This window comes from Bacillus paramobilis (genome assembly GCF_038096195.1).
Taxonomy (GTDB): Bacteria; Bacillota; Bacilli; order Bacillales; family Bacillaceae_G; genus Bacillus_A; species Bacillus_A mobilis.
The window spans coordinates 1,783,335-1,807,895 of record NZ_CP151108.1; the positions used below are offsets into that span (position 1 = coordinate 1,783,335).

The window sequence follows — 24,561 nt, forward strand, 5'->3', positions numbered from 1 at the left end:
TGTAGTGCGATGTTTAAAATGTCATATTTTTATACACTTGTAGTATAGAATGAGTTTGTTATGAAGTAAGGTAGGGGAAGAACAGATGTCTTTATGTCAGTTAGTGAGAAAAAATATAAGAACATTTGCTGCCAAAAGGATGAAGCAATTTATGTGGGTTGCTATGAGTACTATGATTTTATTTTTTATGATATCGCTTCAATCTAATGAAGTAGTTGTTGAGAAATTAGGAATTACATTTTTATTTCAAATGTGTTTTTACACGCTGTTTCTTATATTCATTTTTATATGTACTTTTACTACATATAAAATAACGTTTTCTCTGCTGCAAATGAGGAAAGAGGAAATTAAATCTTATGTAGCAGAGAATAGGAACGCACTATGTTTATTATGTCAGGAGCAATTATTCATTTATGGCGTAGCGTTTGTTTTTGGATTAGTTAATGGGATGTTATTTTTGAAATTATTTACGATTATCTTTATGAAAATAGCAGGGATACAAGGGATAAATAGTGCACCGATTACAATATATGCAATAGTAGTTGTTAGTATAATTATGATCGTTATCGTCCTATTATCGATGATACAATGTTTTCGATTTGTTCAAAGATTACAAGATGAAAATTTATTTCATTTCAAGGAAAAGGCATGAGAAATCATGCCTTTTCCTATTTTACACATAAAAATAATCATGTTACAGTGTAAAGACCTGACAAAGAATGGGAAGGAAAGGTTGTATAGAATGACAAACGAACAATCAATTGTAAAGGTTGAGCGATTAACGAAGCGAATCGGTTCAAAGACACTTGTAGAAAATATTAGTTTCGAAGTTAAAAAGGGCGAAGTAGTTGGCTTGCTCGGACCAAATGGTGCTGGAAAAACGACTTTAATGAGAATGATGGTCGGCATGATTCGTATGACAGAGGGCGAAGTTTGGATTGACGGTCAATCTGTAAAACAGCAATTTGAAAGTACTGCTTCGAAAATTGGAGCAGTAATTGAGACACCGGAATTTTATCCTTTCTTGAGTGGCTATGAAAATTTAACATATTTCGGAAGAATGAATGGTAACGTGACAGAAGAACGTATCGATGAAGTAGTGAAATTGTTAGGGATGGGGCAAGTAATTGACCGCAAAGTAAAAGCATATTCACTTGGCATGAGACAACGTTTAGGAATTGCTCAAGCACTTATTCACGATCCAGATGTATTGATATTAGATGAACCAACGAATGGATTAGATCCTAGTGGAATACATGAAATGAGAATGTACATAAAGAAAATTGCACATGAACAAGGAAAAGCGGTACTTGTATCTAGTCACTTACTTTCAGAAGTTGAATTAATGTGTGACAGAGTTATCATTATTCAGCACGGACAATATGTCGCGACGCAAAATATTCAGCATAATCAAAGCGAAGAGATGGAAACAATTCGTATACGTGTAGATGATGCGAATAAAGCGGCAGAAATGTTAGAGCAAGATGTTTTAATAAAAGGAAATGATTTACTTATTAATGTAAAAGATGAAGAAATCCCAAATGTTATTCGTACATTGCTTGAGAAAAATATTCAAGTGTATCGTGTATATGAAGAAAGAAAAACGTTAGAAGAGCAATTTTTAGAATTAACAGGGGGAAAAGATATTGTTTAATTTAGTGTATAACGAACTGTATAAAATATTTAAGCGAAAGCGAACGATTATTCCCTTTGCAGTTATTGCAGTATTAATAATTGGATTAGGATGGGTTACGGTAAAGTATTTAGAACCGGAAACAAAAGGATGGAAAGCCGATTATACAGAACGAACTGTAGAAATTGAGAAAAAACTAGGCATGAAAAAAGAAGCTATTTTAGCAGAGCGATCTGGGGACGAGCTTGTAAAGGAATATCAGCTGAAGATGAAGTATTTAGATACAGATACAGCGCCGGCAAGCAGCTCTCCGCTTTCTTTCATGAGAGATACAGGTTTTATCGTATTTCCAATATTGCTCCCATTTATCCTCGTGTATGCAAGTACAATTTTTGCGAATGAATATAGCTGGGGAACATATAAATTTTTAACGATACGACCAGCAAGTCGCTTTAAAATTTTGACAGCGAAATTTTTAGCAATTGTCATATTTGCAGCGTTATTGTTTATATTTAATATGATTTTCTCCACTTTATGTGGACTTATTATTTATAAATTCCAGCAGCCTGCATGGAGCGAGTTTATTTTCCAAGACGGAAATATTATAAAACAAAATATTTTTGTAGAAGCTAGTAAGTATTATATTTTATCGTGGTTGCCGACCATTGTGTACGCAGCGTTTGCATTTATGATTTCTGTGTTAACAAGATCTAGCGGAGGCGCGATTGGTATTTCACTATTTCTTGCTTTATCAGGAAACATTGCATTATTAGCAGCAACTAGATATGATTGGGCGAAATATTTATTGCCAGCAAACACAGATTTATACAGTATTGCAAAGAATGGAAGTTTTATTGATGGAGTAACGTTCCCGTTTGCTTCATGTATGTTATTCCTATATTTATTTGTATTTTTAAGCATTTCCTATACCGTATTTTTAAAACGTGATTTAACTTAATAAAAAAGGAGCCGTTAAGTATCTCTTAACAGCTCTTTTTTTATGCAAATTGTTTGAGTGCTTTTTCAGCTAACAAAGCGAAGTATTCTGCACTTATAGGTAATGCTCGTTCGTCTACTGTAAAAGCGGGATGATGCCATTCATGTGTACCACTCGTTCCCATAAAGACGAATGAACCAGGTATTTCTTGTTGATAAAAAGAAAAATCTTCTCCGGCCATTGACGGGGTAGGAGAGATGATATTTAAATTCATTGTTTCTGCAACTTGAGTCGATAAGTTTGTTAGAAATGTATCGTTATGAACAGCAGGAGGCCCTGCATAAAAACGAAATTCTGTTTTTACACCTAATGCATCAGAAACCCCTTGAATAATACGTCTCATTAGTACAGGAATTTTTTCACGTGTTTCCGTTTGGAATGTACGTACAGTGCCTTCCAGTGTTGCTTTTTCAGGAATAACGTTCCACGTATTTCCTGAATGGATGTTTGTAACACTAACGACTGCATTATGAGAGGAACTTATATTCCGGCTTACAATTGTTTGGAGTGCCATAACAATTTGAGAGGACGCGACAATAGGGTCTACCCCAGCATCTGGTACAGCTGCATGTGTACCAACTCCGTGAATTTTAATTTCAAATCGATCAACCCCGGCCATGAGTGGACCATCTTTAATACCGATTGTACCTACTGGTAAATCAGGTTTATTATGCATACCGAAAATAGCTTGCACATCACGTAAATGTCCGGCTTCAATTACTTTGCAAGCACCATCGCTACTTTCTTCAGCTGGCTGGAATATAAAGCGTACCGTTCCGCTAAGAGAAGATTCTTTTTCTTTTAATAAATAAGCGGCACCTATAATAGCAGCTGTATGAAAATCATGCCCACAAGCGTGCATCCTGCCGTGAATTTTTGAAGCGTACGGCAAATTTGTTTCTTCTTGAATAGGAAGGGCATCAATATCAGCACGGATCGCTATAATCGGTCCGCTATGATTCCCTGAAATTTCAGCAATAACGCCTGTTTCTAAACTAGAATGTATAATCGTAATGTTTTTCTCTTCTAACCAATTCTTTATAGCTTTCGTCGTTTCAAATTCTTCGTATGATAATTCTGGATGCTCATGCAAATTTCGACGAATAGAAATGAGTGCCTCCGTTAATTGTTCTAGATTTGCTGCCACTTATTATGCCCTCTTTCTTAAATGAAGTATTTACATTAAGTATACAATAAGAAAGGAGAGGATTCTCAATGGAAACATTGCGATTATAGATAATAAATTGAAGTTACCGAAACTTGGTCTTGTCAAATTTGTCAAAAGTCGTGAGATAGAAGGACGAATTTTGAGTGCTACTGTCAGAAGGAATCCAAGTGGAAAATATTTTGTCTCGATTCTTGCTGAAGCAGAAGTACAAGAATTGCCGAAGACCGATTCCGCTGTTGGTATAGATGTTGGGGTGAAAAACTTTGCTATTCTTTCAACGGGTGAGGTATTCGGTAATCCAAAATGGTCTCGGGTATTAGAAAAGAAACTCGCTCATGCCCAGCGTATTCTATCTAGACGTATAAAAGGCGGAGCGAATTGGCATAAACAGGGAATGAAAGTCGCTCGTATTCATGAACGAATCAAAAATGCAAGAACGGATTACTTGCAAAAACTCTCTACAAGGATCATCAAAAACCACGATGTGATTGGGATAGAAGATTTACAAGTATCGAATATGTTACAGAATCACAAACTAGCGAAAGCGATTCAAGAAGTATCATGGTCACAATTCAAAGCGATGTTGTTGTATAAGGCATGCTGGTATGGGAAACAAGTGATTGTGGTGTCAAAAACATTCGCTAGTTCCCAAACTTGTTCGCATTGCGACTACAAAAATAAAGATGTGAAAAGCCTGAACCTGCGTGAATGGAAGTGTCCTTCTTGTGGTATGTATCATGATAGAGATGTGAATGCAGCGGAGAATCTGAGAAAAGAGGCCATAAGGCTCCTAACCGTAGGAATCCCCCACTTCAAACAGCTCGTTAGAGTGTTAAGTGGGGGTAGTTCAAGCTGCCAATTTTTTGTGTGTATGATGTTTACGATAACGTCCACGCATTGCATAGGCAATTTGCGGGATAGCAATACCGATTAAAATAAGTGATACACCGAACCATTGTGAAGAGAGCACAGCTTCTTTTAAAACGAATACAGACATAATTGTTGTAACTGGTAGTTCTGCTGCGCCAAGAATAGTCGCTAAGCCAGAACCGATCTTTGGAATACCAATTGTAAAGGCAATAGAAGGAATAACGATACTAAATGTTCCTAAACCTAAACCGTATTTCCAAAGTCCTTCAGAAATTGCACCGCTAAAAATAAATGTTGGCGGGAATACAATCATTACTAAAGTTAAAGCGCCAGTCATTAAGAGAACACCACGTGGTAATGAAGGTACCTCAACAGCAACTTTTCCGCTCACGAAAATGTATGTTGCGAATGTAACAGCAGATAATAAGCCTAGTATGATTCCAGTCATATCGAAATCACCTGCTGATTTTTCTAGTAAACCACTTGATAAAAATGTACCTGCAAGTAAAAAAACAACGGAAATCACCTTTTCTCTTGAAGGTAATGTTTTTGTTGCGACTGCTTCAATAATAATTCCGACCCAAACGAATTGGAATAAAAGTATAATTGCAATAGATGCTGGTACAGTTTTTAATGAAGCATAATAAAAAATTCCAGTGAAGCTTGCAGATGTACCTGCAACGAATAAAATTAATGCTTGTTTTAATGGAACACGATGTCTAGAAAATAGAAGTGTAATAGCAAGCAAAATAATCCAACCGAACAAATATTGGCTGCCAATTACTTCTCCAAGTGAAAATCCTTCTGCATAGGCAAGTTTAACGAAAATAGCTAAAATTCCATAACTACACGCTCCTAATAAAACTAAAAGAGAATAACGAAGCATGAAAAATTCCTCCCATCTATATGAAATTGTTCCTAACGGACATATATAACTAGAGGGAAGTATACAAAATTAAAAATGAAGGGTCAAATAAAAGAAAAGTGTGACATTTTATAGAATAATAATAAAAGTATGATATTTATGCATAATCTTGAAATTAATAATAATAGAAGTATTATAAAATCAGCTTTGTATTGTATAAAGACAGCATTTGAAAAAAATATTTTTTAACTAATATGTATGTAGACGTACTCGTAACGTGCTAATCATTTGAGAAACTATGTTACCTTTGTTATGTTAATAACAATTAGAGAAGTTTCGTAGTTCAATTGAGATTTTTCTATATAATAGAAGGAAATGAAAACGTTTTTTAGAAACTGTGTGAAAGGGTAAGTTTTTCTTATTATCACGTTGGAAAAGTTATTTCACGAATTGTTCACAGTATTTTTATATGTTTTTGCTACAATATGTAAGGAGAGGAGTGGAACAATGCAAGATATTAGTATTTTTTTAGCGTTTGGCGCCGGGTTTTTATCATTTATTTCCCCATGTTGCTTACCGCTTTATCCGGCATTTTTATCGTACATAACAGGTATGTCGGTTTCTGAGTTGAAAGAAGAAAATGCAATGCTTCGCAAGAGAAGTATGATACATACAGCGTTTTTCTTACTTGGATTTTCAATTATATTTATTGCAATTGGATTTGGTACAAGCTTTATCGGAGGTATCTTTACAGATTATAAAGATTTAATTAGACAGTTAGGTGGTATATTTATCATCGTGTTCGGTCTTATTATTGTCGGTGTGTTTAAACCGAAATTCTTAATGCAAGACCGTAAATTTACGTTTAAAAATCGTCCGAGTGGCTATTTGGGATCTGTTTTAATTGGATTGGCCTTTGCTGCAGGGTGGACACCTTGTACAGGACCTATTTTAGTATCTGTCATTGGATTAGCAGCAACAAACCCAGAATCAGCAATGATTTATATGATTGCATACATACTTGGATTTGCTATCCCATTTTTCGTGCTATCATTCTTTATTACGAAAATGTCTTGGATTAAAAGAAATAGTATGAAATTCATGAAAATCGGGGGATACGTTATGATTGTCATGGGTATCTTCCTATACTTTAACTGGATGACGAAAATTATCGTATATTTCTCAAGTTTATTTGGTGGTTTTACCGGTTTTTAGTATTATTCTGTGAAAATGTTGGAAATACTAACGGAAAAGCATATAATGAAAGTATATTTTGCATATAGCCACAAAAAAGGATGAGAAAATATGAACATAGTTGTTTTATCCAGTATCGTTGCTGTTTGTATGGCTGTCGGTGCGATGTTTATTCGTTTAAAAGCAGCTAAGAAACCTGCAACATTGAAAAAAATTATACTTCCACCATTTTTTATGAGTACGGGAGCATTGATGTTTGTTTTTCCAGAATTTCGACTAACTCCAGCAGAAATATTAGAAGCAATTGGCGTCGGTTTGTTTTTCTCTATTTTTCTTATTAAAACATCTAAATTTGAAATTAGAGGACAAGAGATTTATTTGAAGCGTTCAAAAGCATTTGTTTTTATATTAATTGGATTACTTGTCGTACGGATTGTATTTAAAACATACTTAAGTCAATCCCTTGATTTAGGACAACTTAGTGGCATGTTCTTCTTACTGGCGTTCGCGATGATTGTATCATGGAGAATTGCAATGTACCGTTCCTTTACGAAATTACAGAAGGAAATGGAAAAAGAAGATGGTTTTTATAATGAAAAAGATATGAAACTAACTTAAAACTGTATAGGTAATAAATAAAAAGACAGCGTTTTTGACGCTGTCTTTTTATTTATATTGTTAACACCTTCTGTCCCAGCCGCGTCGTATAAAACGTTCTCCATTAAAGAAACAATTTAAATTTGGTGAGACGAATGGACCGATAAACGTAATAATATTTGGTTCTGAAGTTTCATCAACAGGAATCGGTGGTTTAGTAGGATCAGGTCTAAGTGTATAGCGAACGCGGGCGGTGTTTCTAATGAGTCCGTTTCGTGGCTCTGCTGTTACTTGAACGATAAAACGGACAACAATGGATTCACCTGGATTAACCGTTTCAATTAGAATTCCAATAGTTGGATTACTTCCAGGACGTAAAACGCCGTTTACTGTTACTGAATCTGAATAGAAAGTAACTTCGAGAGGTAGTGGATCGGTAATGAGTACATTATTTGCAGCGATAGCGCCATTGTTAGTAAAGGTAAGTGTATATGTGATGAAGTCACCGAGTTCCACACTATTTACATTCGCTGTCTTAATAAATGTGTTTGGCTCATTAGGGTTTACTTCTATTGTAATTGGTGGTGTTGTTGTCGTTGTCGTGACAGGTGGTCTAGTTGGATCAGGTTGAGAAGTAAACGTAATGGACGCAATATTTGTAATCATTCTATTAGGTGGAAGTGTAGTAACCTGTACTTGGAATGAAATAGTTACTGATTCTGCTGGATTAAGAGTTCCGACTGGAATGCCTGTGGATGGATTTGCGTTTGGAACGGGAATGTTATTAATTGTGACACTATTTGGAATGAATGATGTACCGACAGGAAGTGAGTCTGTAACAGAAATATCAGTGATAGGAATCGTACCTTCATTTTGGAATGCAATAGTAAATGTAATCGTATCACCTACTGAAACGATGGATTTATCAGCGGTTTTTATCGGAGTAATAGTCCCAACATTGACAGGGGTAATCGTAGTAGGTGTAGGCGTAGTAACGGATACAGGTGGCTTAGTAGGGTCAGGTTGGTATTGGAATGAAACGTTACCTCGGTTTTGAATTTCACCGCTTGGTGGAATTGAAGTTACTAGGACACGGAAAGAAATTGTTGCTGATTCAGAAGGAGCAAGTGTTGAAAGCGGAATGCCTGCTGCTGGATTTGCGGTTGGTTGCGGCACATTGTTAATAGTAACACTATCTTGAATGAACGAAGTACCGACAGGAATTGTATCAGTTACAACAATATTATTAGCAGGAATGGTACCTGTATTTTGGAGTGAAATCGTATACGTAATGATATCACCTAATGTAACTGTTTCCGGCGTAGCTGTTTTTTGCGGATTTAATATAGCTGTATTTACATTCGTTGTGTTAATTGGAGTAGGGTCTGTAATGGTAATAGGAGGTTCACCAGGAACTGGTTCATATGTGAAAGTAACAGTTGCTTGATTTCGAATGATACCACCAGGTGGTACGCTTGTTACTCTCGCTTGGAATTGAACAGTAATTGTATCGTTCGGATTGACTGTACCTACAGGTATACCCGCTACAGGATTTGCTCCAAGGTCTGGAACGCCATTTATTACAACGCTACCTGGAACAAATGTTAACCCATTCGCTAACGGATCTGTAATGATGACGGAAGTTGCAGGGACTGATCCACGATTTTGAAACGTTACGGTATACGTTATGATCTCATTTATATCTACAATTTGTTTGTCTGCTAGTTTATTTGGGTTAGGAGTAGGCGTAATAACGGATACTTCAACAGTTGGAGTAGGGTCTGTAATGGTAATAGGTGGTACGCCAGGGTTTGGCTGGAATGTGTAAGTGACAGTTGCAGTGTTTTTAATAATACCGTCTGGCGGGAGCGCAGTTACAGTAACTTGATAAGTTAATGTAATAATTTGCCCCGGAGTTACGGTTCCGACATTTATACCACTATTTGGATTTGTTCCAGGTGAAGAAATACCATTTACCGTAACACTATTCGGTATGAAAGTAGTACCAGCTGGAGTAGGGTCTGTAATAATAACATCTGTCGCATTTATATTTCCGACATTTTGGAACGTAATTGTATAAGTGATAGTATCACCGAGATTAATAACTTGAGGGGTTGCTTGTTTGTTAGGATTAATAGTAACTTCACTTACTTGCGTCCTTGTAGTAGGAGTAGGGGTAGTAACAGACACAGGTGGTCTCGTAGGATCTGGCTCATATTGGAATGAAACTGTCCCTTCATTTTCGATAAAACCTGTCGGTGGTATTGATGTTACTTGAACTTGGAAAGTTATAACGACTGAAGTGCTAGGTTCTAATGTACCGATAAGAATTCCGGAACTAGGAACGATACCTGGTTGTGTGACGCCATTTATCGTAACGCTATTCGGAATGAAAGTAGTACCAGCTGGAATAGGATCGGTTACAAGTACATTTGTTGCAGGGACAGTTCCTGTATTTTGCAAGGAGATTGTATAAGTGATTGTGTCACCTAATAAAGCAAATACTTTATCAGCGGATTTTGTAGGATCCGTTGTTGCTGTGTTGACATTTGTAGTAGTAGGAGACGTTGGAGTAGTTACTGTTACTGGTGGTTCTCCAGGATTAGGTTGGAATGTGTAGGTGATAGTAGCTTCATTTACAATAATTCCGTTAGGTGGTATTGAAACAACACGAACTTGGAAAGTTACAACTACGGATTGACTAGGGTTTAACGTGCCAAGGGGTATGCCAAGAGCTGGGGCAACATCACTGGTAGGAGTACCGTTAATAGTTACGCTATTTGGAATGAATGTAGTCCCTGATGGAATTGGGTCTGTAAAAACGATGTCGGTCAGTTGTACAGTTTGTAAGTTTTGGAATGTAACGGTGTACGTAATGATATCACCTATATCAACGTTGTTTCGATCAGCTGTTTTTGCTGGATTAATAATGCTATTAATGATTTCAGTATTAACTGGTGGTGTTTCTTCTGTTTCTGTAATAGGAGGTTCATTTGGATTAGGCTGAGAGGTAAAGTTGACTGAACCAATATTTGTAACAACCCCGTTAGGAGGTATATTTGTAATTGTTACTTGGAAGATAATGGTTGTCGTTTGATTTGGTTGTATTGTCCCAATAGGTATCCCGATACTTGGGTCAATACCTGGTTGTGAAATCCCATTTACTGTAACAGAATTCACAATAAATTGTGTGCCTACTGGTGGCTGGTCAATGACAGATACATTTGTCATTGGAATATTTCCGAGGTTTTCAAGGGTGATTGTATAAGTGAGTGCATCTCCAATGTTGGCGATTTGCAAATCTACTGTTTTTGTTGACTCTAACTCTGCATTTTGTACAATTGTTTCTGTAATTGGAGTAGGTGTAGTTGTTGTAATAGCCGGAAGGTTAGGGTCTGGTTGAGATGTGTAAGTGACATTTGCTGTATTTGAGATGATGCCATTTGGTGGTAAAGCAGTTACTTGTACTTCTAAAGTAACGGTCACTATTTGTCTAGGGTTTAATGTTCCAACTGGGATTCCTGTTGTTGGTGTTAAATTAGGTTGTGGAATGCCATTAATCGTAACACTTCCAGGAATAAATGTAGTTCCAGTAGGGATAGAATCAGTAATAATGACATCAGTTGCAGGTATATTACCAGTATTTTGAAGGGTAATAGTATAAGTGAGCGTATCACCAATACTTGCAAACTCACGATCTACTGTTTTTTGCGGGTTCGGGTTAGCGGTACGAACAGGTAAAGTGACAGTAGGAGTTGTTTCTGTCGTTGTAATGGGCGGTTCGCCAGGAGTTGGTTGCGAAATATAGGTCACGCTTGCTGTATTTTCTATTTTTCCGTTAGGTGGAATAGCATTTATTTGTATTTGGAATGTAACAGTGACGGTTTCACCAGGGTTAACTGTACCGACGGAAATACCTGTAATCGGACTTACACCAGGTTGAGGGATAGTATTTACTGTAACACTATTCGTAACAAAAGTTGTACCAGGTGGCAAAGAGTCTGTAATTGTTACACCTGTAGCAGGTATAGTTCCTTGATTTGTAAATGTGACAGTATAAGTTACAATATCGCCAATTTCTGCAAACGTAAGGTTTGCCGTTTTTGTTGGACTTATGACTACAGTTTGGATAGGAGTCGTTGTTTCAGGAGTTGTTTCTGTTTTTGTGACTGGAGGTAAGTTTGGATCAGGTTGATAATTAAATGTTACACTCCCTTGATTGCGTATTTCGCCGCTAGCAGGAATGTTTACTACCCGTACTTGGAAAGTAATGGTCACTCGTTCGGAGGGTGCTAAAGTTCCAAGTGAAATTCCTGATGATGGATTGGTTCCTGCTTGAGGAATACCATTAATGGTAACACTATCTGGAACAAATACAGTACCAGCGGGGATAGAATCTATTACTGTTATATTCGTAGCAGGTACAGTGCCCGTGTTTTGAAATGAGAGCGTATAGGTAATGATGTCATTCAATGCGACAGAAGAGCGATCTGCCGTTTTTTGTGGATTCAGTGTTGCGGTATTAACTGCTGTTTCTGTTTCGGGAGTTGTAATTGTTGTCGTAACAGGAGGTTCATTCGGGTTTGGCTCATATGTGAATGTTATATTTGCTTGATTTCTAATAACTCCCCCGGACGGGATACTATTTACTACACCTTGGAACGTAACTGTAATACTTTGACCAGGATTCACAGTGCCGACTGGTATACCAATTTCGGGATTTTCTCCAAGGTGTGATGTTCCATTCACGACAACGCTGCCTGGAACGAATGAAACACCAGATGGAAGTGTATCTTTCACAATAACATTTGTAGCAGGAACGGTCCCTCTATTTTGGAATGTTACGGTAAAAGTAATCGTATCTCCTAAATCAGCAATTTGTCGATCAGCAGACTTTGTAGTCGTCGGATTTGGATTGTTAATTGGGATGTTCACACTTGGAGTGGTAGTAGTTGTTGTAACGGGAGGCTCACTTGGATTCGGTTGATATTGATAAGTGAAGGATGCTTGGTTTCTAATTGTTCCGTCCGGAGGCAAGCTTGTAACTGTAACTTGATAGGTAACTGTAATCGTTTCTCCGACATTGACTGTTCCAAGTGAAATGCTGAGCTCTGGGTTTTCACCAGGTGCAGGCACACCATTAATTGTGACGCTATTTGTAATGAATGTTGCTCCAGGCGGTATAGGGTCAGTAAGGTTCACATTTGTAGCAGGAACGGTTCCTAAGTTTTGGAATGTGACAGTGTAGGTAATTGTATCTCCGATATCGACAAATTGACGATTAGCTGATTTTGTCGGTGTAACAATGACGGTATCTACGTGTGTTTCAGTTATAGGAGTTGGTGTGATTTTAGTGACAGGAGGTTCTGAAGGAGTTACTACATATGTTGAGGATACGGTACCTTGGTTTTGAATAATTCCGTTTGGAGGAGCACTAATAACGCGGGCTTGAAAAGTAATTGTAGTCGCTTGATTTGGATTTAATGTCCCAATTAATATACCGTTTTCAGGGTTCGCATTTGGTTGTAACACTCCGCCGACTGTAACACTATTTGGAATGAAAGTTGTTCCATTTGGTATAGGGTCAGTAAGGATTACATTAGTAGCGGGAACAGTTCCATTATTTTGTAAGCTAATTGTATACGTAATGGTATCACCGATATCGACAAATGCACGATTAGCAGATTTGGTTGGATTAACTGTAGCTGTATTAACTGCGACAGTTGTAGGTGTAGTCGGTTCCGTTGTTGTAACAGGTGGTAAGTTCGGATCAGGTTGATACGTATAAGTTGTTGAAGCCTCGTTTGTAATAACACCACCAGCTGGTACTTGTGTAACAAGAACTTGGAATGATAGTGTTTTTGTTTCACCGGGGTTAATTGTACCAACTGGAATTCCGGTTGCAGGGTTCGAGTTTGGAACAGGAGCGTTATTTAAAACTACACTATTTGGAATAAATGTTGTACCGGCAGGAATTGTGTCTGTAAAAATTACGTTTGTAGAAGGGATAGTGCCATCGTTGTTAAATGTGACAGTGTAGGTAATGATATCGCCAATATCAACAGCGGTTTTATCAGCCGTTTTTATCGGATTCGTAATTGCTGTATTAACGGGTACAGTGGTAGGTGGAGTAGGGTTTGTTGTTGTAATTGCGGGTTTTGTTGGGTCAGGTTGATAGGTAAATGTTACATTTCCCACATTTCGAATGACTCCGTTTGCAGGGAGGGAGTTTACTTGAACTTGGAAAGTAACCGTTGATGTGGAGCCAGCTGCAATGGTCCCAACTTGTATGCCGCCAGATGGATTTACACCAGGTTGTACGGTCCCATTTATTGTCACACTGTTTGGAACGAAAGTAGTTCCAGCCGGGATCGGATCAGTCACAATAACATTAGTTGCGGGTATATTTCCTGTGTTCGGTAAAGTAATCGTATACGTAATAATATCGCCAATATCAGTAATTTGTGGACTAGCAGTTTTCGCTGGGTTTACAATTGCAGTTCGTACAGAAGTAGTAGTTGGAGGTGGTGTTGTCGTCGTAGTAGTTGGAGGTTCAGTCGGGTTCGGCTGTGACGTATATGTTACATTGGCTTCGTTAGTAATCGTGCCATTAGTTGGTAGAGAAGTGACTTGGACTCGAAATGTGACGGTTGTAGTTTGGCCAGCAGGAATCGTACCTAACGGAATATTTGTTGGTGTTACACCAGATTGTGCGGTTCCATTAACTGTAACACTGTTTGGAATAAAAGTAGTACCAGTAGGGATAGGGTCGGTGATAGAAACATTCGTTGCTGAAATATTACCGTTATTTGGAACAGTAATGGTGTAAGTAATGATGTCACCAATATTCACAATTTGTTGATTTGTATTTTTAGTCGGATTAATGATAGTAGCATTAATTTGTGTTTCAACTATATTACTTGTAGAGTTTCTGTTAATTGGTGGTTGACTTGGTGGATTGTATTGAAAACTTGAAGTTGCACTGTTCGGAATAGGGTTAGGTGTAGGAAGGCTATTAACTCGAACTTGAAAAGTAATTGTAGCACTCCCGTTTGCTGCAATCGTTCCAACATTTATACCAGTAGCAGGATTATCGGCAGTAGAAGTACCATTAACTGTAACGCTACCTGGAACAAACGATGTGCCAGCAGGAGGTGTATCTGTAACGATAACATTATTGGCAGCTAATGGAGCTTCGTTTGTAGCAGTAATGGTATACGTAATCGTATCACCGATGGTAGCGATTGTTTTATCTACTGCTTTTGTTAATGCGACATTAGCTGTGAAAATATCTGTATTAACGATATTGCTTGTTGCTGTTCGATTAATAGTGGGGGCATTAGGAGCTGGTTGAAATGTGTATCCAAATGATGCTATGTTACTGGCAACGGGTGGGGTAGGAATACTTGTTACATCTACTTGAAAAGTAATTGTAACAGAGCCACCAGCAGGAATGTTATTGATAGGAATCCCAGTTGAGGGATCGCCAGTTGTTGGAGCACCGTTAACAGTTACACTGTTTGGAACGAAAGTGGTGCCAGCTGGTATGGGGTCTGTAAATGTAACATTTTGGGCAGGAAGTGTACCGGTATTTTGAACAACGATTGTATAGGTTAAACGACTTCCTATTGTTGCTATTGCCATTAGATTCGTCCTTTCTAAATGAATTTAAATCCGATCAATGGTTCTATTTGTAAATATTTATGAAAAATGAGCTCGTCATTGCATCCTATTCAAATATAAATGAATAGGAATAGGCAAAGGCTTTTTTTTTGCCTAAATTAGCTCGTACGTATATAAATGGAACTTTTTCTTTTTGCTCGCATTAAATGAAATAGCGAGAAAATATTTATTTTATATAGAAAGGAAGTGAAATTTTTGGCTTTCGTACAAACATATACGAAAACGGATTCTATATTTATGGTGCATACAGGAAATACAGTCGGTATGCGTGGTATTACAACAGCGACGGCTTATCAATACAACGCATTAATTACAAGAAATACTGGATCAATTTTTGCAGGAGTTCCGTCTTCTACAGATCCATTAACTTTCGCAGGAACGACGAATGATTGGACATTAAATGGTTCTTGGGCAAGGTTAAATCCTTCACTAACAGACGTACCAGCAACAGCCACTGTAGATTTTGCAATGTTAGTTTGGCAAGGAACATTGGGAGGAACTGTTACAGAAGCGGTAGTAAATGCGAATACTCCTACATTCAGAACCCCGGATGATGTGACTCATACTATTACAAGTACGCCAGCCTGGGGGGGAACAAGATCGAGTGGAACATTCCAAGGTACGATTTATACACGTGCAGCTAATGTGACAAGTATTCTTCAAGGGCTTCCTAATCGTGCTGTAGGTGATTATTTTGTAGAGCGTGTTCCAACGGCAAATCCACCTTTGCAAGGAACAGGAGTAGGATGGGCATTAGTTGTTGTGTATCGTGATAATTCATATCCTGTTAGGAATGTTAGTTTATATACTGGTTTACTTATTTCTACACTAGGTGAGACAGCAACGATTTCTAATTTTATCACTCCAGCTGCAGCACCAGTTAATGCTCGTGTATTTACAATGGCAATAAATGGTGATACGGATGCGATTGACGATAGATTTATTTTAAATGGTAGTGCACTTTCAGGACCTAACAATGCTAATCCGAATTTTTTCGCCTCACAAGTTAATAATTATTTAGGGAATTTAGATACAGTAGGTAGCTTTGCAGACCGAAATATGCCTATTGGAACTGCTGCAACGAATCGGCGTGCTGAATTTGATGTGACGAATGTTCCTGCGAACGGTGTATTAACAGCTGGGTCAACTTCTGCATCAGTTAATATTCCAAATACATTTGATTACATTTATGCTGGTGCTGTAGGTTTGCAAATAGAGTTAGGAGAAGCTCGTCTATCTGCTACAAAATCAGTAACTGTAAGTTAAAGGAATTGAAAACATTACGGGAAAATCCCTTTTATAATAGGAGTGAATTTTATTGGCCTTCGTTCAAGCTTACGGAAAAAATGATAATTTATTTATGATGCATACGGGAAATACGATGGGAATGCGAGGTACTGCTAATACAAACTTTGCTTACAATGCGCTTATAACATTAAATACAGATTCTACTTTTGGAGGAGTTCCTTCATCGACGGATCCGAATACATTTGGAGGTACAACAAATGATTGGACATTAGATGGTTCATGGGCTGAATTAAATCCGGCAACTACTATTGTTCCTGTTACAGCTGTTGTAGATTTTGCATTACTTGTTTGGTCAGGGGGATTGGATACTGCTGTTACAACTGCTGTTGTTGATGCGAATCCTCCAAATTTAGTTACGCCTGATGGAACGAGTACACAAGTGACAATTAATTCAGCGTGGTCATCGGGAGGGACGAATTTACCCTTTATAGCTAATGTTTATAATCGAGCAGCAGACGTTACATCTTTACTACAAGGGTTACCAAATCGAGCAGCAGGAAGATATAGCGTAACAAGATTACCTACACGTCAGCCAGTGGGTTATGGTGCGGGATGGTCGTTAATTGTTGTATATCGTGATTCCTCATATCCGATGAGAAATGTGAGTTTATTTCCAGGGTTTTTATTATCAGGGACACCACAAACTCTTTCAGGATTCTTTACACCAGCTACAGGAACGGTGACGGCAAGGAGTTTTGTAATGGCAGTGAATGGTGATCCGAATTTTACAGGAGATAACTTTCAATTGAACTCTGTAACATTAACGGGACCGAATAATCCGTCGGGGAATTTTTTTAGAGGGCAAGTGAATGACATTAATGGAAATTTAAATACAATAGGTAGTTTTGCAGATCGGAATTTTTCTGGAACAACTACTAATGCAAATGCGAGAGCTGAATTTGATATTACAAATGTAAATGCAACAGGTTCTATTGCACCAAATACGACATCTACACAAGTAAACATTACAGGTACAGGCGATACGATTTATACAAGTGCGATTGGATTACAAATCGACTTGGCAGAAGCTAGATTAACAGCTGTAAAATCGGTAACTGTAAGTTAAAAAAGATTGCTATAGGCTAGCAATCTTTTTTACGATGAGGATTTTGTGAGTAAAGATTGATAATGAGAATAATCAATCTCTTTTTCTTGTAGTTTTTTTACTAAAAATTTATGATCACGCTTCGGTGTAGCAATAATATATCCTTTAATAATTAAATCTTGTGTGATTTGAGAGGCTTTTTCTTGTAATGCAAGTTCTCCGATTTTGCCAGCAATTTTTGATTTAGCAACATCGCGAAATAGTTCTGGAACAGGACTTACGAGCTCTTCTAACAATTGTTTTTGTTCGTCATCCCATAAATGCCTAGTTTTATTAATATAGTGCTCTTCCCAATCTAAAATGGACATCCCATCTTCTTTTGGTAATCGTTTTAAAAATTTTCTGAACATAAAATATCCACCGATAGACATAAGTCCTAATAAAATAACAGTCCATAGCACAATGAACCAGCTGAACCATCCTTCGAGCAAGTGTATCCCCCCTTAATGATTGCGGTTTTCTATTATTCATATTATAAACAGTGAGATTCATAGAAAGCAAGAACGCTTGGTCATTTTGACCAAGCGTTATCATTTAAACAAAGTATAGTTGTTCCACACATAAATTATTATTATCATCTTCTACATATTCAATGATTAATGTGCCAACTTTACGATCTTTATCTTCAGTTGTGAAAATAGAGTAAGAAGTAAAACGTGCTGTTGATAGGCCGCTTATATGTGTAGGTAAAGAAATGTAGTCGTTATCGCGGAAGAATTCCATCAGTTCAATATCCTCAAATTCTTTTCGGTCAACTTGTTTGTTTGTATAGCGGCGTTGAAGTTGTTTTAAAGACTCATTCCAAGAAATTGCTTTTGTATCGTATACCATTGTTCTATCTCCTTACTGTATGTAATCGTTAAGAACATACGTTCTAAACTAGTATACTCTTTTTATTAGAAAAGGGAAAGCAAAAAATAATGTAAGCTTGGATTTCCAAGCTTACATTATTGATGCGTCCGTCACAATCTCTATTTTTTATTATAAGTTAGATAAGAATAAGAAACAAGATGATATATATATTGTTGATGGTATTGAAAATTCTGTATATTGTAGATGTACTAAAGTGCAAGGGAATGAGAGGAATGGCAAATGTAATTTCACTCCAAGGACCGATGGTAAGTGGAAAAACAACATTGGCTAAAAGGTTAGAGCGATGTGGACTTTCAGTTATATATGAAAATCCATATCCAATTGTAGAAAAGCGAAAACAATTAAAATTGGATATGAATTCAAAAGAAGGATTTATTATAAACCAAAAAATGTTTATGGAAGCAAAAATAAAGGAGTTTCAAAATGTGAAAAATTCAGTCGTTATTTTTGATCGTGGAACAGAAGACATTGAGTTTTCCACACTTTTTTATCCAATGACTATAGGGAAAGAGTGGGATATAGAAACTGAATTGAAAGATGAATTATATAAACTAAGAGAATGTCGTTCAGATGCGATTTTTTATTTAGATGTCACGAAAAAGAATGTATATGATAGAAAAAATAGCGATAGGACAAGAAATAGAAGTACATTTGAGGAGCAATTTAAATTAATAGAAACTGAAAAGGAATGGTATAAACAATTTCCTGTAACTTATGTGGACACGAATAGGTTAACAATGGACGAATTAGAGGCATATTTTATGAGATGGTTGAAGGAGAGAGGGTTATGAAAAAAATACTTTTATTCGTATATCCAACATTTGCGGAGTTTGAAATAACGGTAGCTACAGCATTGCTGAAAAATAAATTTGAAATCATTACAGCAAGTGTAACAAAAGAATTGATTATTAGTGAAACAGGTTTGCAAGTGCAACCACATATAGAATTAAGTGAAGTGCGTGTAGAAGAATATGAGGGGATTATTATTCCAGGCGGAGATGCAATATATATGAAGGATGCAGAAGTACTCTTTACAGTCATTCGTCAATTTTATGAACAAGAAAAATTAGTAGCTGCTATTTGTGCTGGACCGTATGCACTAGCAAAAGCAGGCTTATTCAAAGCGATCTCGTATACGGTGACTATGGATTATCAAAAATTAGATTGTTTTCCATTGGGGAATTTTGTATATGAAGAAGTTGTGCAACACTCAAATATTATTACAGCACAGGGGCATGCATTTGTACCATTTGGAATAGCGATTGCCTCTTATTTTGGAGTAGCGAACGAACATAATATAAATTTTTATGGTGGTAAGGGCAATGTAATGATGGAGAAACTTTTACCTGAGAATGTATAAAAGCTAGCATTTGCTAGCTTTTTTCTTTTTGACATCGATAAATGGCTAACGTTTTCGGATCGCGCCATATACCGTTATGAATTGCCAATTCATTTTCTACTTCTTTTTTTAGCCATTCCTTCATTTCGGCGTGAAGACATGTATTGTCAGGTATATTTAGTGATGGAAACATGCTAGAAATATAGTTTACAATTGGAGGAGCATGATGGAAAACGAGTGCATTGTGAATAATAGTTTCTTCGACAGCTGGAAAAACAGACTGTAATATCTCTTTACCATTTTCTAAACAAAATGGAGTGACTGATGATGTTGTTTTCGGTAAATCAAATGCGTCTAACATGCGGTTACACATTTCAACTATACGAAGTAATGTAACGTCAGAATTTGTTGTAGCTAAAAGTGAGCCACCAGGACGTATTACTTTATGGAATCCTTGGACTGTTCTTTCGACGTCTTTCATGTGGTATAACATATGTCTTGCGACGATCCAGTCGTAGCAATTAGCTTCGAAAGGAAGTTTACCAGCGTCACCTAGTCTCCATTCAATTATGCTATTTTTTATTGTAGCTTCAGAAAGCATCGTTTTCGATTGATCCAAACCTGTTAAAAGTCCTGTATGCCCGTTAGTTTGTAATAGGGAAAGAAAACTCCCGTTAGCGCACCCAACCTCTAATATTTTTTCATCTCCTTGAAGTTGTAAATGATCCATGACGACTTCATCTAAATTCACATGTTTTTCTTCATAATGTTTATGTGTATCGATACGAGTTTGTAAATGGTTGCTTACGTTGTATTGGCGTTTTACATCATTCATTTTTTCGCATTCCACTTTCGTACAAAATTGCTGAATCGCATGTGTTAATACGTCGGTTTTCTTTAAACCTTCGTAATGAAGTGCAGCTTCAAACCTTTCAAGTAATTTTTCTTCAATTCGAAAATGAATATCTTTTCGCTTCGTCATTGAAATATCGCCCCTTTGCATCTGTTAGAGAGACTATAGCACGCCTGAAAAATTTGTGTAAATAATTTGTGTACACAAATGGAGGAGATGAAAAAAATGTTTGAATGTGAGTTTAAACTATTGACGATTTAACCGTTTTCATATATTCTTAAATTAAGAAATATTCAAATAATTAAAAGAAATGAGAGAGTCACATGCTTCTTCAAGGAACACATCGAATTGGTCGTATGGCCATGTTGTTGGCACTTGCGGATGAGAATGAAAGCCCTGTATTATCTATTCCTAAAGGTTGGAAGTATTGTACGGGGAAAGTGGGTTCGATGAATTCGCAAAAAGTTGTAGCAGCAATGGAAACAGCGGCTAAGAGCACCCAAGTTATTGAAACAGACGTTTACAGAGAAACACATGCACTTTATCATGCAATTATGGAAGCTTTGTACGGAGTGACGAGAGGTCAAATTCAGTTAGCAGACGTTCTTCGTACAGTAGGACTTCGCTTTGCGATTGTGCGCGGTACACCATACGACGGAAAAAAAGAAGGCGAATGGGTTGCTGTTGCATTATATGGAACGATTGGTGCACCTGTAAAAGGATCTGAGCATGAGGCGATTGGTTTAGGAATTAATCACATATGATTTGCCCATAGTCTATTAGTTAGAAGGGGGCCTTACTTTTTTTAGGACAGAAGTCTGTCTTAAAAAGATAAGGTCCTCTTTTGCCTTTTTAAGGAGGAAAAAGAATGATTACGTTAACAGGACACACATTGACAATTGAAGAAATGAAGAGGTTGTTACTTGAAGGAGAAGGTGTAACAGCTTGTCCAAATAGTATGCAAAAGGTGGCAGAGTGCCGCGAAGTAGTTGAGAAAATTGTAGAGGACGGAAAAGTCGTTTACGGTATTACAACTGGATTTGGAAAGTTCAGTGACGTGCTTATTCAAAAAGATGATGTAAAAGCACTTCAACACAATTTAATTCAGTCACATGCATGCGGAATAGGCGATCCATTCCCTGAAGAAGTATCACGCGGTATGTTAATTTTACGAGCGAATACGATGCTTAAAGGAGTATCTGGCGTTAGACCGCTTGTTGTAAATATGCTTCTTGAGTTTGTAAATCGTAAAATTCACCCAGTCGTTCCGCAACAAGGTTCACTTGGTGCGAGTGGCGATTTAGCACCTTTATCTCATCTTGCGCTTGTATTACTAGGTGAAGGTGAAGTGTTCTATAAGGGGAAACGCGTTCATGCGATGGTGGCTCTTACAGAAGAAGGTCTTGAGCCGATTGAACTTGAAGCGAAAGAGGGGCTTGCATTAATCAATGGTACGCAGGCGATGACAGCGCAAGGAGTTCTTTCTTATATAGAAGCAGAAGCAACGGCTTATCAAGCTGAATTCATTGCTTCGATGACAATTGAGGGGTTACAAGGCATTATTGATGCATTTGATGAAAATGTTCATAAAGCACGTGGTTATAAAGAGCAAGTGGAAGTAGCGAGCAGAATTCGTGACATCCTTCACGATAGTAAATTAACAACAAAACAAGGAGAACTACGAGTACAGGATGCATATTCACTTCGCTGTATCCCGCAAGTACACGGTGCTTCTTGGCAAGTTTTAAATTATGTGAAAGAAAAATTAGAAATTGAAATGAATGCAGCAACAGATAATCCACTAATCTTTGATGGCGGAGAAAAAGTAATTTCGGGTGGGAATTTCCATGGTCAACCGATTGCGTTTGCGATGGACTTCTTAAAAGTAGGAATGGCGGAACTTGCAAATATTTCAGAGCGTCGTATTGAACGTTTAGTAAATCCGCAATTAAATGATTTACCTCCATTTTTAAGTCCAGAACCAGGACTTCAGTCTGGTGCAATGATTATGCAATACGCAGCAGCGTCACTTGTTTCTGAAAATAAAACGTTAGCACATCCGGCGAGTGTTGATTCAATCCCGTCATCAGCTAACCAAGAAGATCACGTAAGTATGGGAACAATCGCTTCACGCCATGCACATCAAATTATTCAAAACGTAAGACGTGTTCTTTCAATTGAAATGATTTGTGCGATGCAAGCTGCAGAATATCGCGGTATTGAAAAGATGAGTACAGTGACAAAGAGCTTCTACCATCAAGGTCGTCAGCAAGTACCTTCTATTACTAATGACCGTATATTCTCAACGGATATTGAAAATATTGCGTATTGGTTAAAAACGAATTATTCGATAAAAGAAAGATTAGATGTAAACGCAGCACTATAAAATGAGAAAAGGGAGAGATTGAAATGGAAAAAGTTAAACAAACAATTCGCGCGCCAAGAGGTACTGAGTTACAAACGAAAGGATGGGTTCAAGAAGCTGCACTTCGTATGTTAATGAATAATTTAGATCCTGAAGTTGCTGAAAAACCAGAAGAATTAGTTGTATATGGAGGAATTGGCCGTGCAGCTCGTAACTGGGAAAGTTATCAGGCGATTGTAGATTCATTAAAAACGTTAGAAAGCGATGAAACATTACTTGTTCAATCAGGAAAACCAGTTGCAATCTTTAAATCACATGAAGATGCACCACGCGTTCTTTTAGCGAACTCAAACTTAGTACCGAAGTGGGCGAACTGGGATCACTTCCGTGAACTAGAGAAAAAAGGTCTTATGATGTACGGACAAATGACAGCAGGTAGCTGGATTTATATTGGAACACAAGGTATTTTACAAGGAACATATGAAACGTTTGGAGAAGCGGCACGTCAACATTTCGATGGTTCATTAAAAGGTACAATAACACTTACTGCTGGTTTAGGTGGTATGGGTGGTGCACAGCCTCTTGCTGTAACGATGAACGGCGGTGTTGTTATTGCTATTGATGTTGATAAGCGCAGCATCGATCGTCGTATTGAAAAGAGATATTGTGATATGTATACAGAATCGTTAGAAGAAGCGTTAGCAGTTGCGAACGAGTATAAAGAGAAGAAAGAACCAATTTCAATTGGTTTATTAGGAAATGCGGCAGAAATTTTACCAGAGCTAGTGAAGCGTAATATTACGCCAGATTTAGTTACGGATCAAACATCTGCTCATGATCCATTAAACGGTTATATTCCAGTAGGCTACACATTAGAAGAAGCAGCAAAACTTCGTGAAGAAGATCCAGAACGTTACGTACAATTATCAAAAGAAAGCATGACAAAACATGTAGAAGCAATGCTTGCTATGCAAGCAAAAGGCGCAATTACATTTGATTATGGAAATAACATTCGCCAAGTTGCTTTCGATGAAGGTTTGAAAAATGCGTTTGATTTCCCAGGATTCGTTCCAGCATTTATCCGTCCATTATTCTGCGAAGGAAAAGGACCATTCCGCTGGGTAGCACTTTCTGGTGATCCAGAAGATATTTATAAAACAGACGAAGTAATTTTACGTGAATTCGCTGACAATGAGCATTTATGTAACTGGATTCGTATGGCTCGTCAGCAAGTTGAATTCCAAGGTCTTCCATCACGTATTTGTTGGCTTGGTTACGGTGAGCGCGCGAAATTTGGTCGCATCATTAATGAAATGGTTGCAAATGGTGAATTATCAGCACCAATCGTTATCGGCCGTGACCATTTAGATTGCGGGTCAGTAGCATCTCCAAACCGTGAAACAGAAGCGATGAAAGACGGTAGTGATGCAGTAGCCGACTGGCCAATTTTAAATGCATTAATTAACAGTGTAAACGGTGCGAGCTGGGTATCTGTTCACCACGGTGGTGGCGTTGGTATGGGTTATTCACTTCACGCTGGAATGGTTATCGTTGCAGATGGAACAGAAGCAGCAGCAAAACGTATTGAACGCGTATTAACTTCTGACCCTGGTATGGGTGTTGTTCGTCACGTTGATGCGGGATATGACTTAGCTGTGGAAACTGCGAAAGAAAAAGGCGTTAACATTCCAATGATGAAATAAGGAGGAGA

18 protein-coding genes and 1 pseudogene are annotated in these 24,561 nt (G+C 37.6%); 13 read left to right on the plus strand and 6 right to left on the minus strand.

From position 1 onward, the window contains the following. Nucleotides 1–85: 85 nt before the first annotated feature. The 3 genes from AABL52_RS09290 (at nucleotide 86) to AABL52_RS09300 (ending at nucleotide 2,591) form a co-directional block, all read left to right on the plus strand. Nucleotides 86–652 carry an ABC transporter permease gene (locus tag AABL52_RS09290; protein WP_341519221.1) on the plus strand — a complete coding sequence of 189 codons (567 nt, stop codon included), beginning with the start codon at nucleotides 86–88 and terminating at the stop codon, nucleotides 650–652. Between the two features lie 90 nt (nucleotides 653–742). Then, nucleotides 743–1,654 (plus strand): ABC transporter ATP-binding protein, encoded by a 912-nt coding sequence (locus AABL52_RS09295; protein WP_341519222.1) that lies wholly within the window; start codon nucleotides 743–745, stop codon nucleotides 1,652–1,654. After that, on the plus strand, nucleotides 1,647–2,591 hold the full coding sequence (locus AABL52_RS09300) for an ABC transporter permease (RefSeq protein ID WP_340421431.1): 945 nt from the start codon (nucleotides 1,647–1,649) through the stop codon (nucleotides 2,589–2,591). The genes AABL52_RS09295 and AABL52_RS09300 overlap by 8 nt, the downstream gene beginning before the upstream one ends. A 40-nt stretch (nucleotides 2,592–2,631) precedes the next feature. Here the strand turns inward: AABL52_RS09300 and AABL52_RS09305 are convergent, their stop codons facing one another. Beyond that, complete coding sequence (locus AABL52_RS09305) at nucleotides 2,632–3,777, minus strand: M20 peptidase aminoacylase family protein (RefSeq protein WP_341519223.1); 1,146 nt, start codon at nucleotides 3,775–3,777, stop codon at nucleotides 2,632–2,634. Nucleotides 3,778–3,844: 67 nt separating this feature from the next. On the opposite strand from AABL52_RS09305, the pseudogene AABL52_RS09310 reads away from it, so the two are divergent. Further along, nucleotides 3,845–4,600: pseudogene (locus tag AABL52_RS09310) on the plus strand (RNA-guided endonuclease TnpB family protein); the annotation flags it as partial. 45 nt (nucleotides 4,601–4,645) lie between these two features. Here the strand turns inward: AABL52_RS09310 and AABL52_RS09315 are convergent. Beyond that, complete coding sequence (locus AABL52_RS09315) at nucleotides 4,646–5,554, minus strand: EamA family transporter (protein ID WP_341519224.1); 909 nt, start codon at nucleotides 5,552–5,554, stop codon at nucleotides 4,646–4,648. A 486-nt stretch (nucleotides 5,555–6,040) separates the two neighbouring features. Here AABL52_RS09315 and ccdA point away from each other — a divergent pair, with 486 nt between their 5' ends. Next, nucleotides 6,041–6,748 carry a cytochrome c-type biogenesis protein CcdA gene (ccdA, locus tag AABL52_RS09320; protein ID WP_097844375.1) on the plus strand — a complete coding sequence of 236 codons (708 nt, stop codon included), beginning with the start codon at nucleotides 6,041–6,043 and terminating at the stop codon, nucleotides 6,746–6,748. Between the two features lie 90 nt (nucleotides 6,749–6,838). After that, nucleotides 6,839–7,345, plus strand: a complete 507-nt coding sequence (locus tag AABL52_RS09325; protein ID WP_001028635.1) for a CcdC family protein — start codon at nucleotides 6,839–6,841, stop codon at nucleotides 7,343–7,345. Nucleotides 7,346–7,405: 60 nt separating this feature from the next. On the opposite strand, the gene AABL52_RS09330 is transcribed toward AABL52_RS09325, so the two are convergent. Further along, nucleotides 7,406–14,968 (minus strand): DUF7619 domain-containing protein, encoded by a 7,563-nt coding sequence (locus tag AABL52_RS09330; RefSeq protein WP_341519225.1) that lies wholly within the window; start codon nucleotides 14,966–14,968, stop codon nucleotides 7,406–7,408. Nucleotides 14,969–15,202: 234 nt separating this feature from the next. On the opposite strand from AABL52_RS09330, the gene AABL52_RS09335 reads away from it, so the two are divergent. Together AABL52_RS09335 and AABL52_RS09340 are read left to right on the plus strand one after the other, a co-directional pair. After that, entirely contained in the window at nucleotides 15,203–16,273 is a 1,071-nt protein-coding gene (locus AABL52_RS09335) for a hypothetical protein (RefSeq protein ID WP_341519226.1), read from the plus strand. A 52-nt stretch (nucleotides 16,274–16,325) separates the two neighbouring features. Beyond that, nucleotides 16,326–17,381: a hypothetical protein gene (locus AABL52_RS09340; protein WP_341519227.1), complete on the plus strand. Its 1,056-nt coding sequence runs from the start codon at nucleotides 16,326–16,328 to the stop codon at nucleotides 17,379–17,381. A 29-nt stretch (nucleotides 17,382–17,410) separates the two neighbouring features. On the opposite strand, the gene AABL52_RS09345 is transcribed toward AABL52_RS09340, so the two are convergent. Beyond that, on the minus strand, nucleotides 17,411–17,851 hold the full coding sequence (locus tag AABL52_RS09345; protein ID WP_340420686.1) for a DUF2621 domain-containing protein: 441 nt from the start codon (nucleotides 17,849–17,851) through the stop codon (nucleotides 17,411–17,413). Nucleotides 17,852–17,954: 103 nt separating this feature from the next. After that, nucleotides 17,955–18,251 carry a hypothetical protein gene (locus tag AABL52_RS09350; protein ID WP_000262403.1) on the minus strand — a complete coding sequence of 99 codons (297 nt, stop codon included), beginning with the start codon at nucleotides 18,249–18,251 and terminating at the stop codon, nucleotides 17,955–17,957. Nucleotides 18,252–18,496: 245 nt separating this feature from the next. Between AABL52_RS09350 and AABL52_RS09355 the strand changes: the two genes are divergently transcribed. After that, complete coding sequence (locus tag AABL52_RS09355) at nucleotides 18,497–19,084, plus strand: AAA family ATPase (RefSeq protein ID WP_002072634.1); 588 nt, start codon at nucleotides 18,497–18,499, stop codon at nucleotides 19,082–19,084. Further along, nucleotides 19,081–19,653, plus strand: coding sequence for a DJ-1/PfpI family protein (locus tag AABL52_RS09360; RefSeq protein WP_341519228.1), 573 nt, complete (start codon nucleotides 19,081–19,083; stop codon nucleotides 19,651–19,653). The genes AABL52_RS09355 and AABL52_RS09360 overlap by 4 nt, the downstream gene beginning before the upstream one ends. A 13-nt stretch (nucleotides 19,654–19,666) precedes the next feature. Here AABL52_RS09360 and AABL52_RS09365 read toward each other — a convergent pair whose 3' ends face one another. Continuing rightward, nucleotides 19,667–20,614: a class I SAM-dependent methyltransferase gene (locus AABL52_RS09365; protein WP_341519229.1), complete on the minus strand. Its 948-nt coding sequence runs from the start codon at nucleotides 20,612–20,614 to the stop codon at nucleotides 19,667–19,669. A gap of 194 nt (nucleotides 20,615–20,808) precedes the next feature. Here AABL52_RS09365 and hutP point away from each other — a divergent pair, with 194 nt between their 5' ends. The 3 genes from hutP (at nucleotide 20,809) to hutU (ending at nucleotide 24,553) form a co-directional block, all read left to right on the plus strand. Then, nucleotides 20,809–21,249, plus strand: coding sequence for a hut operon transcriptional regulator HutP (hutP, locus tag AABL52_RS09370; RefSeq protein ID WP_000926521.1), 441 nt, complete (start codon nucleotides 20,809–20,811; stop codon nucleotides 21,247–21,249). Nucleotides 21,250–21,353: 104 nt separating this feature from the next. Beyond that, nucleotides 21,354–22,871 carry a histidine ammonia-lyase gene (hutH, locus tag AABL52_RS09375; protein WP_000631837.1) on the plus strand — a complete coding sequence of 506 codons (1,518 nt, stop codon included), beginning with the start codon at nucleotides 21,354–21,356 and terminating at the stop codon, nucleotides 22,869–22,871. Nucleotides 22,872–22,894: 23 nt separating this feature from the next. Next, the gene (hutU, locus tag AABL52_RS09380) at nucleotides 22,895–24,553 is read left to right on the plus strand and encodes a urocanate hydratase (RefSeq protein ID WP_000416710.1); all 1,659 of its coding nucleotides are present in this window, start codon (nucleotides 22,895–22,897) and stop codon (nucleotides 24,551–24,553) included. The last annotated feature ends 8 nt before the right edge of the window (nucleotides 24,554–24,561 follow it).

Excerpts from the sequence above, each read along its gene's own strand:
- AABL52_RS09325 (WP_001028635.1), top strand. The coding sequence starts at position 6,839 with ATGAACATAGTTGTTTTATCCAGTATCGTTGCTGTTTGTATGGCTGTC.
- AABL52_RS09355 (WP_002072634.1), top strand. The coding sequence starts at position 18,497 with ATGAGAGGAATGGCAAATGTAATTTCACTCCAAGGACCGATGGTAAGT.
- AABL52_RS09350 (WP_000262403.1), bottom strand. The coding sequence starts at position 18,251 with ATGGTATACGATACAAAAGCAATTTCTTGGAATGAGTCTTTAAAACAA.
- AABL52_RS09330 (WP_341519225.1), bottom strand. The coding sequence starts at position 14,968 with ATGGCAATAGCAACAATAGGAAGTCGTTTAACCTATACAATCGTTGTT.
- hutP (WP_000926521.1), top strand. The coding sequence starts at position 20,809 with ATGCTTCTTCAAGGAACACATCGAATTGGTCGTATGGCCATGTTGTTG.
- AABL52_RS09290 (WP_341519221.1), top strand. The coding sequence starts at position 86 with ATGTCTTTATGTCAGTTAGTGAGAAAAAATATAAGAACATTTGCTGCC.
- hutH (WP_000631837.1), top strand. The coding sequence starts at position 21,354 with ATGATTACGTTAACAGGACACACATTGACAATTGAAGAAATGAAGAGG.
- AABL52_RS09295 (WP_341519222.1), top strand. The coding sequence starts at position 743 with ATGACAAACGAACAATCAATTGTAAAGGTTGAGCGATTAACGAAGCGA.
- hutU (WP_000416710.1), top strand. The coding sequence starts at position 22,895 with ATGGAAAAAGTTAAACAAACAATTCGCGCGCCAAGAGGTACTGAGTTA.
- AABL52_RS09360 (WP_341519228.1), top strand. The coding sequence starts at position 19,081 with ATGAAAAAAATACTTTTATTCGTATATCCAACATTTGCGGAGTTTGAA.
- ccdA (WP_097844375.1), top strand. The coding sequence starts at position 6,041 with ATGCAAGATATTAGTATTTTTTTAGCGTTTGGCGCCGGGTTTTTATCA.
- AABL52_RS09365 (WP_341519229.1), bottom strand. The coding sequence starts at position 20,614 with ATGACGAAGCGAAAAGATATTCATTTTCGAATTGAAGAAAAATTACTT.
- AABL52_RS09315 (WP_341519224.1), bottom strand. The coding sequence starts at position 5,554 with ATGCTTCGTTATTCTCTTTTAGTTTTATTAGGAGCGTGTAGTTATGGA.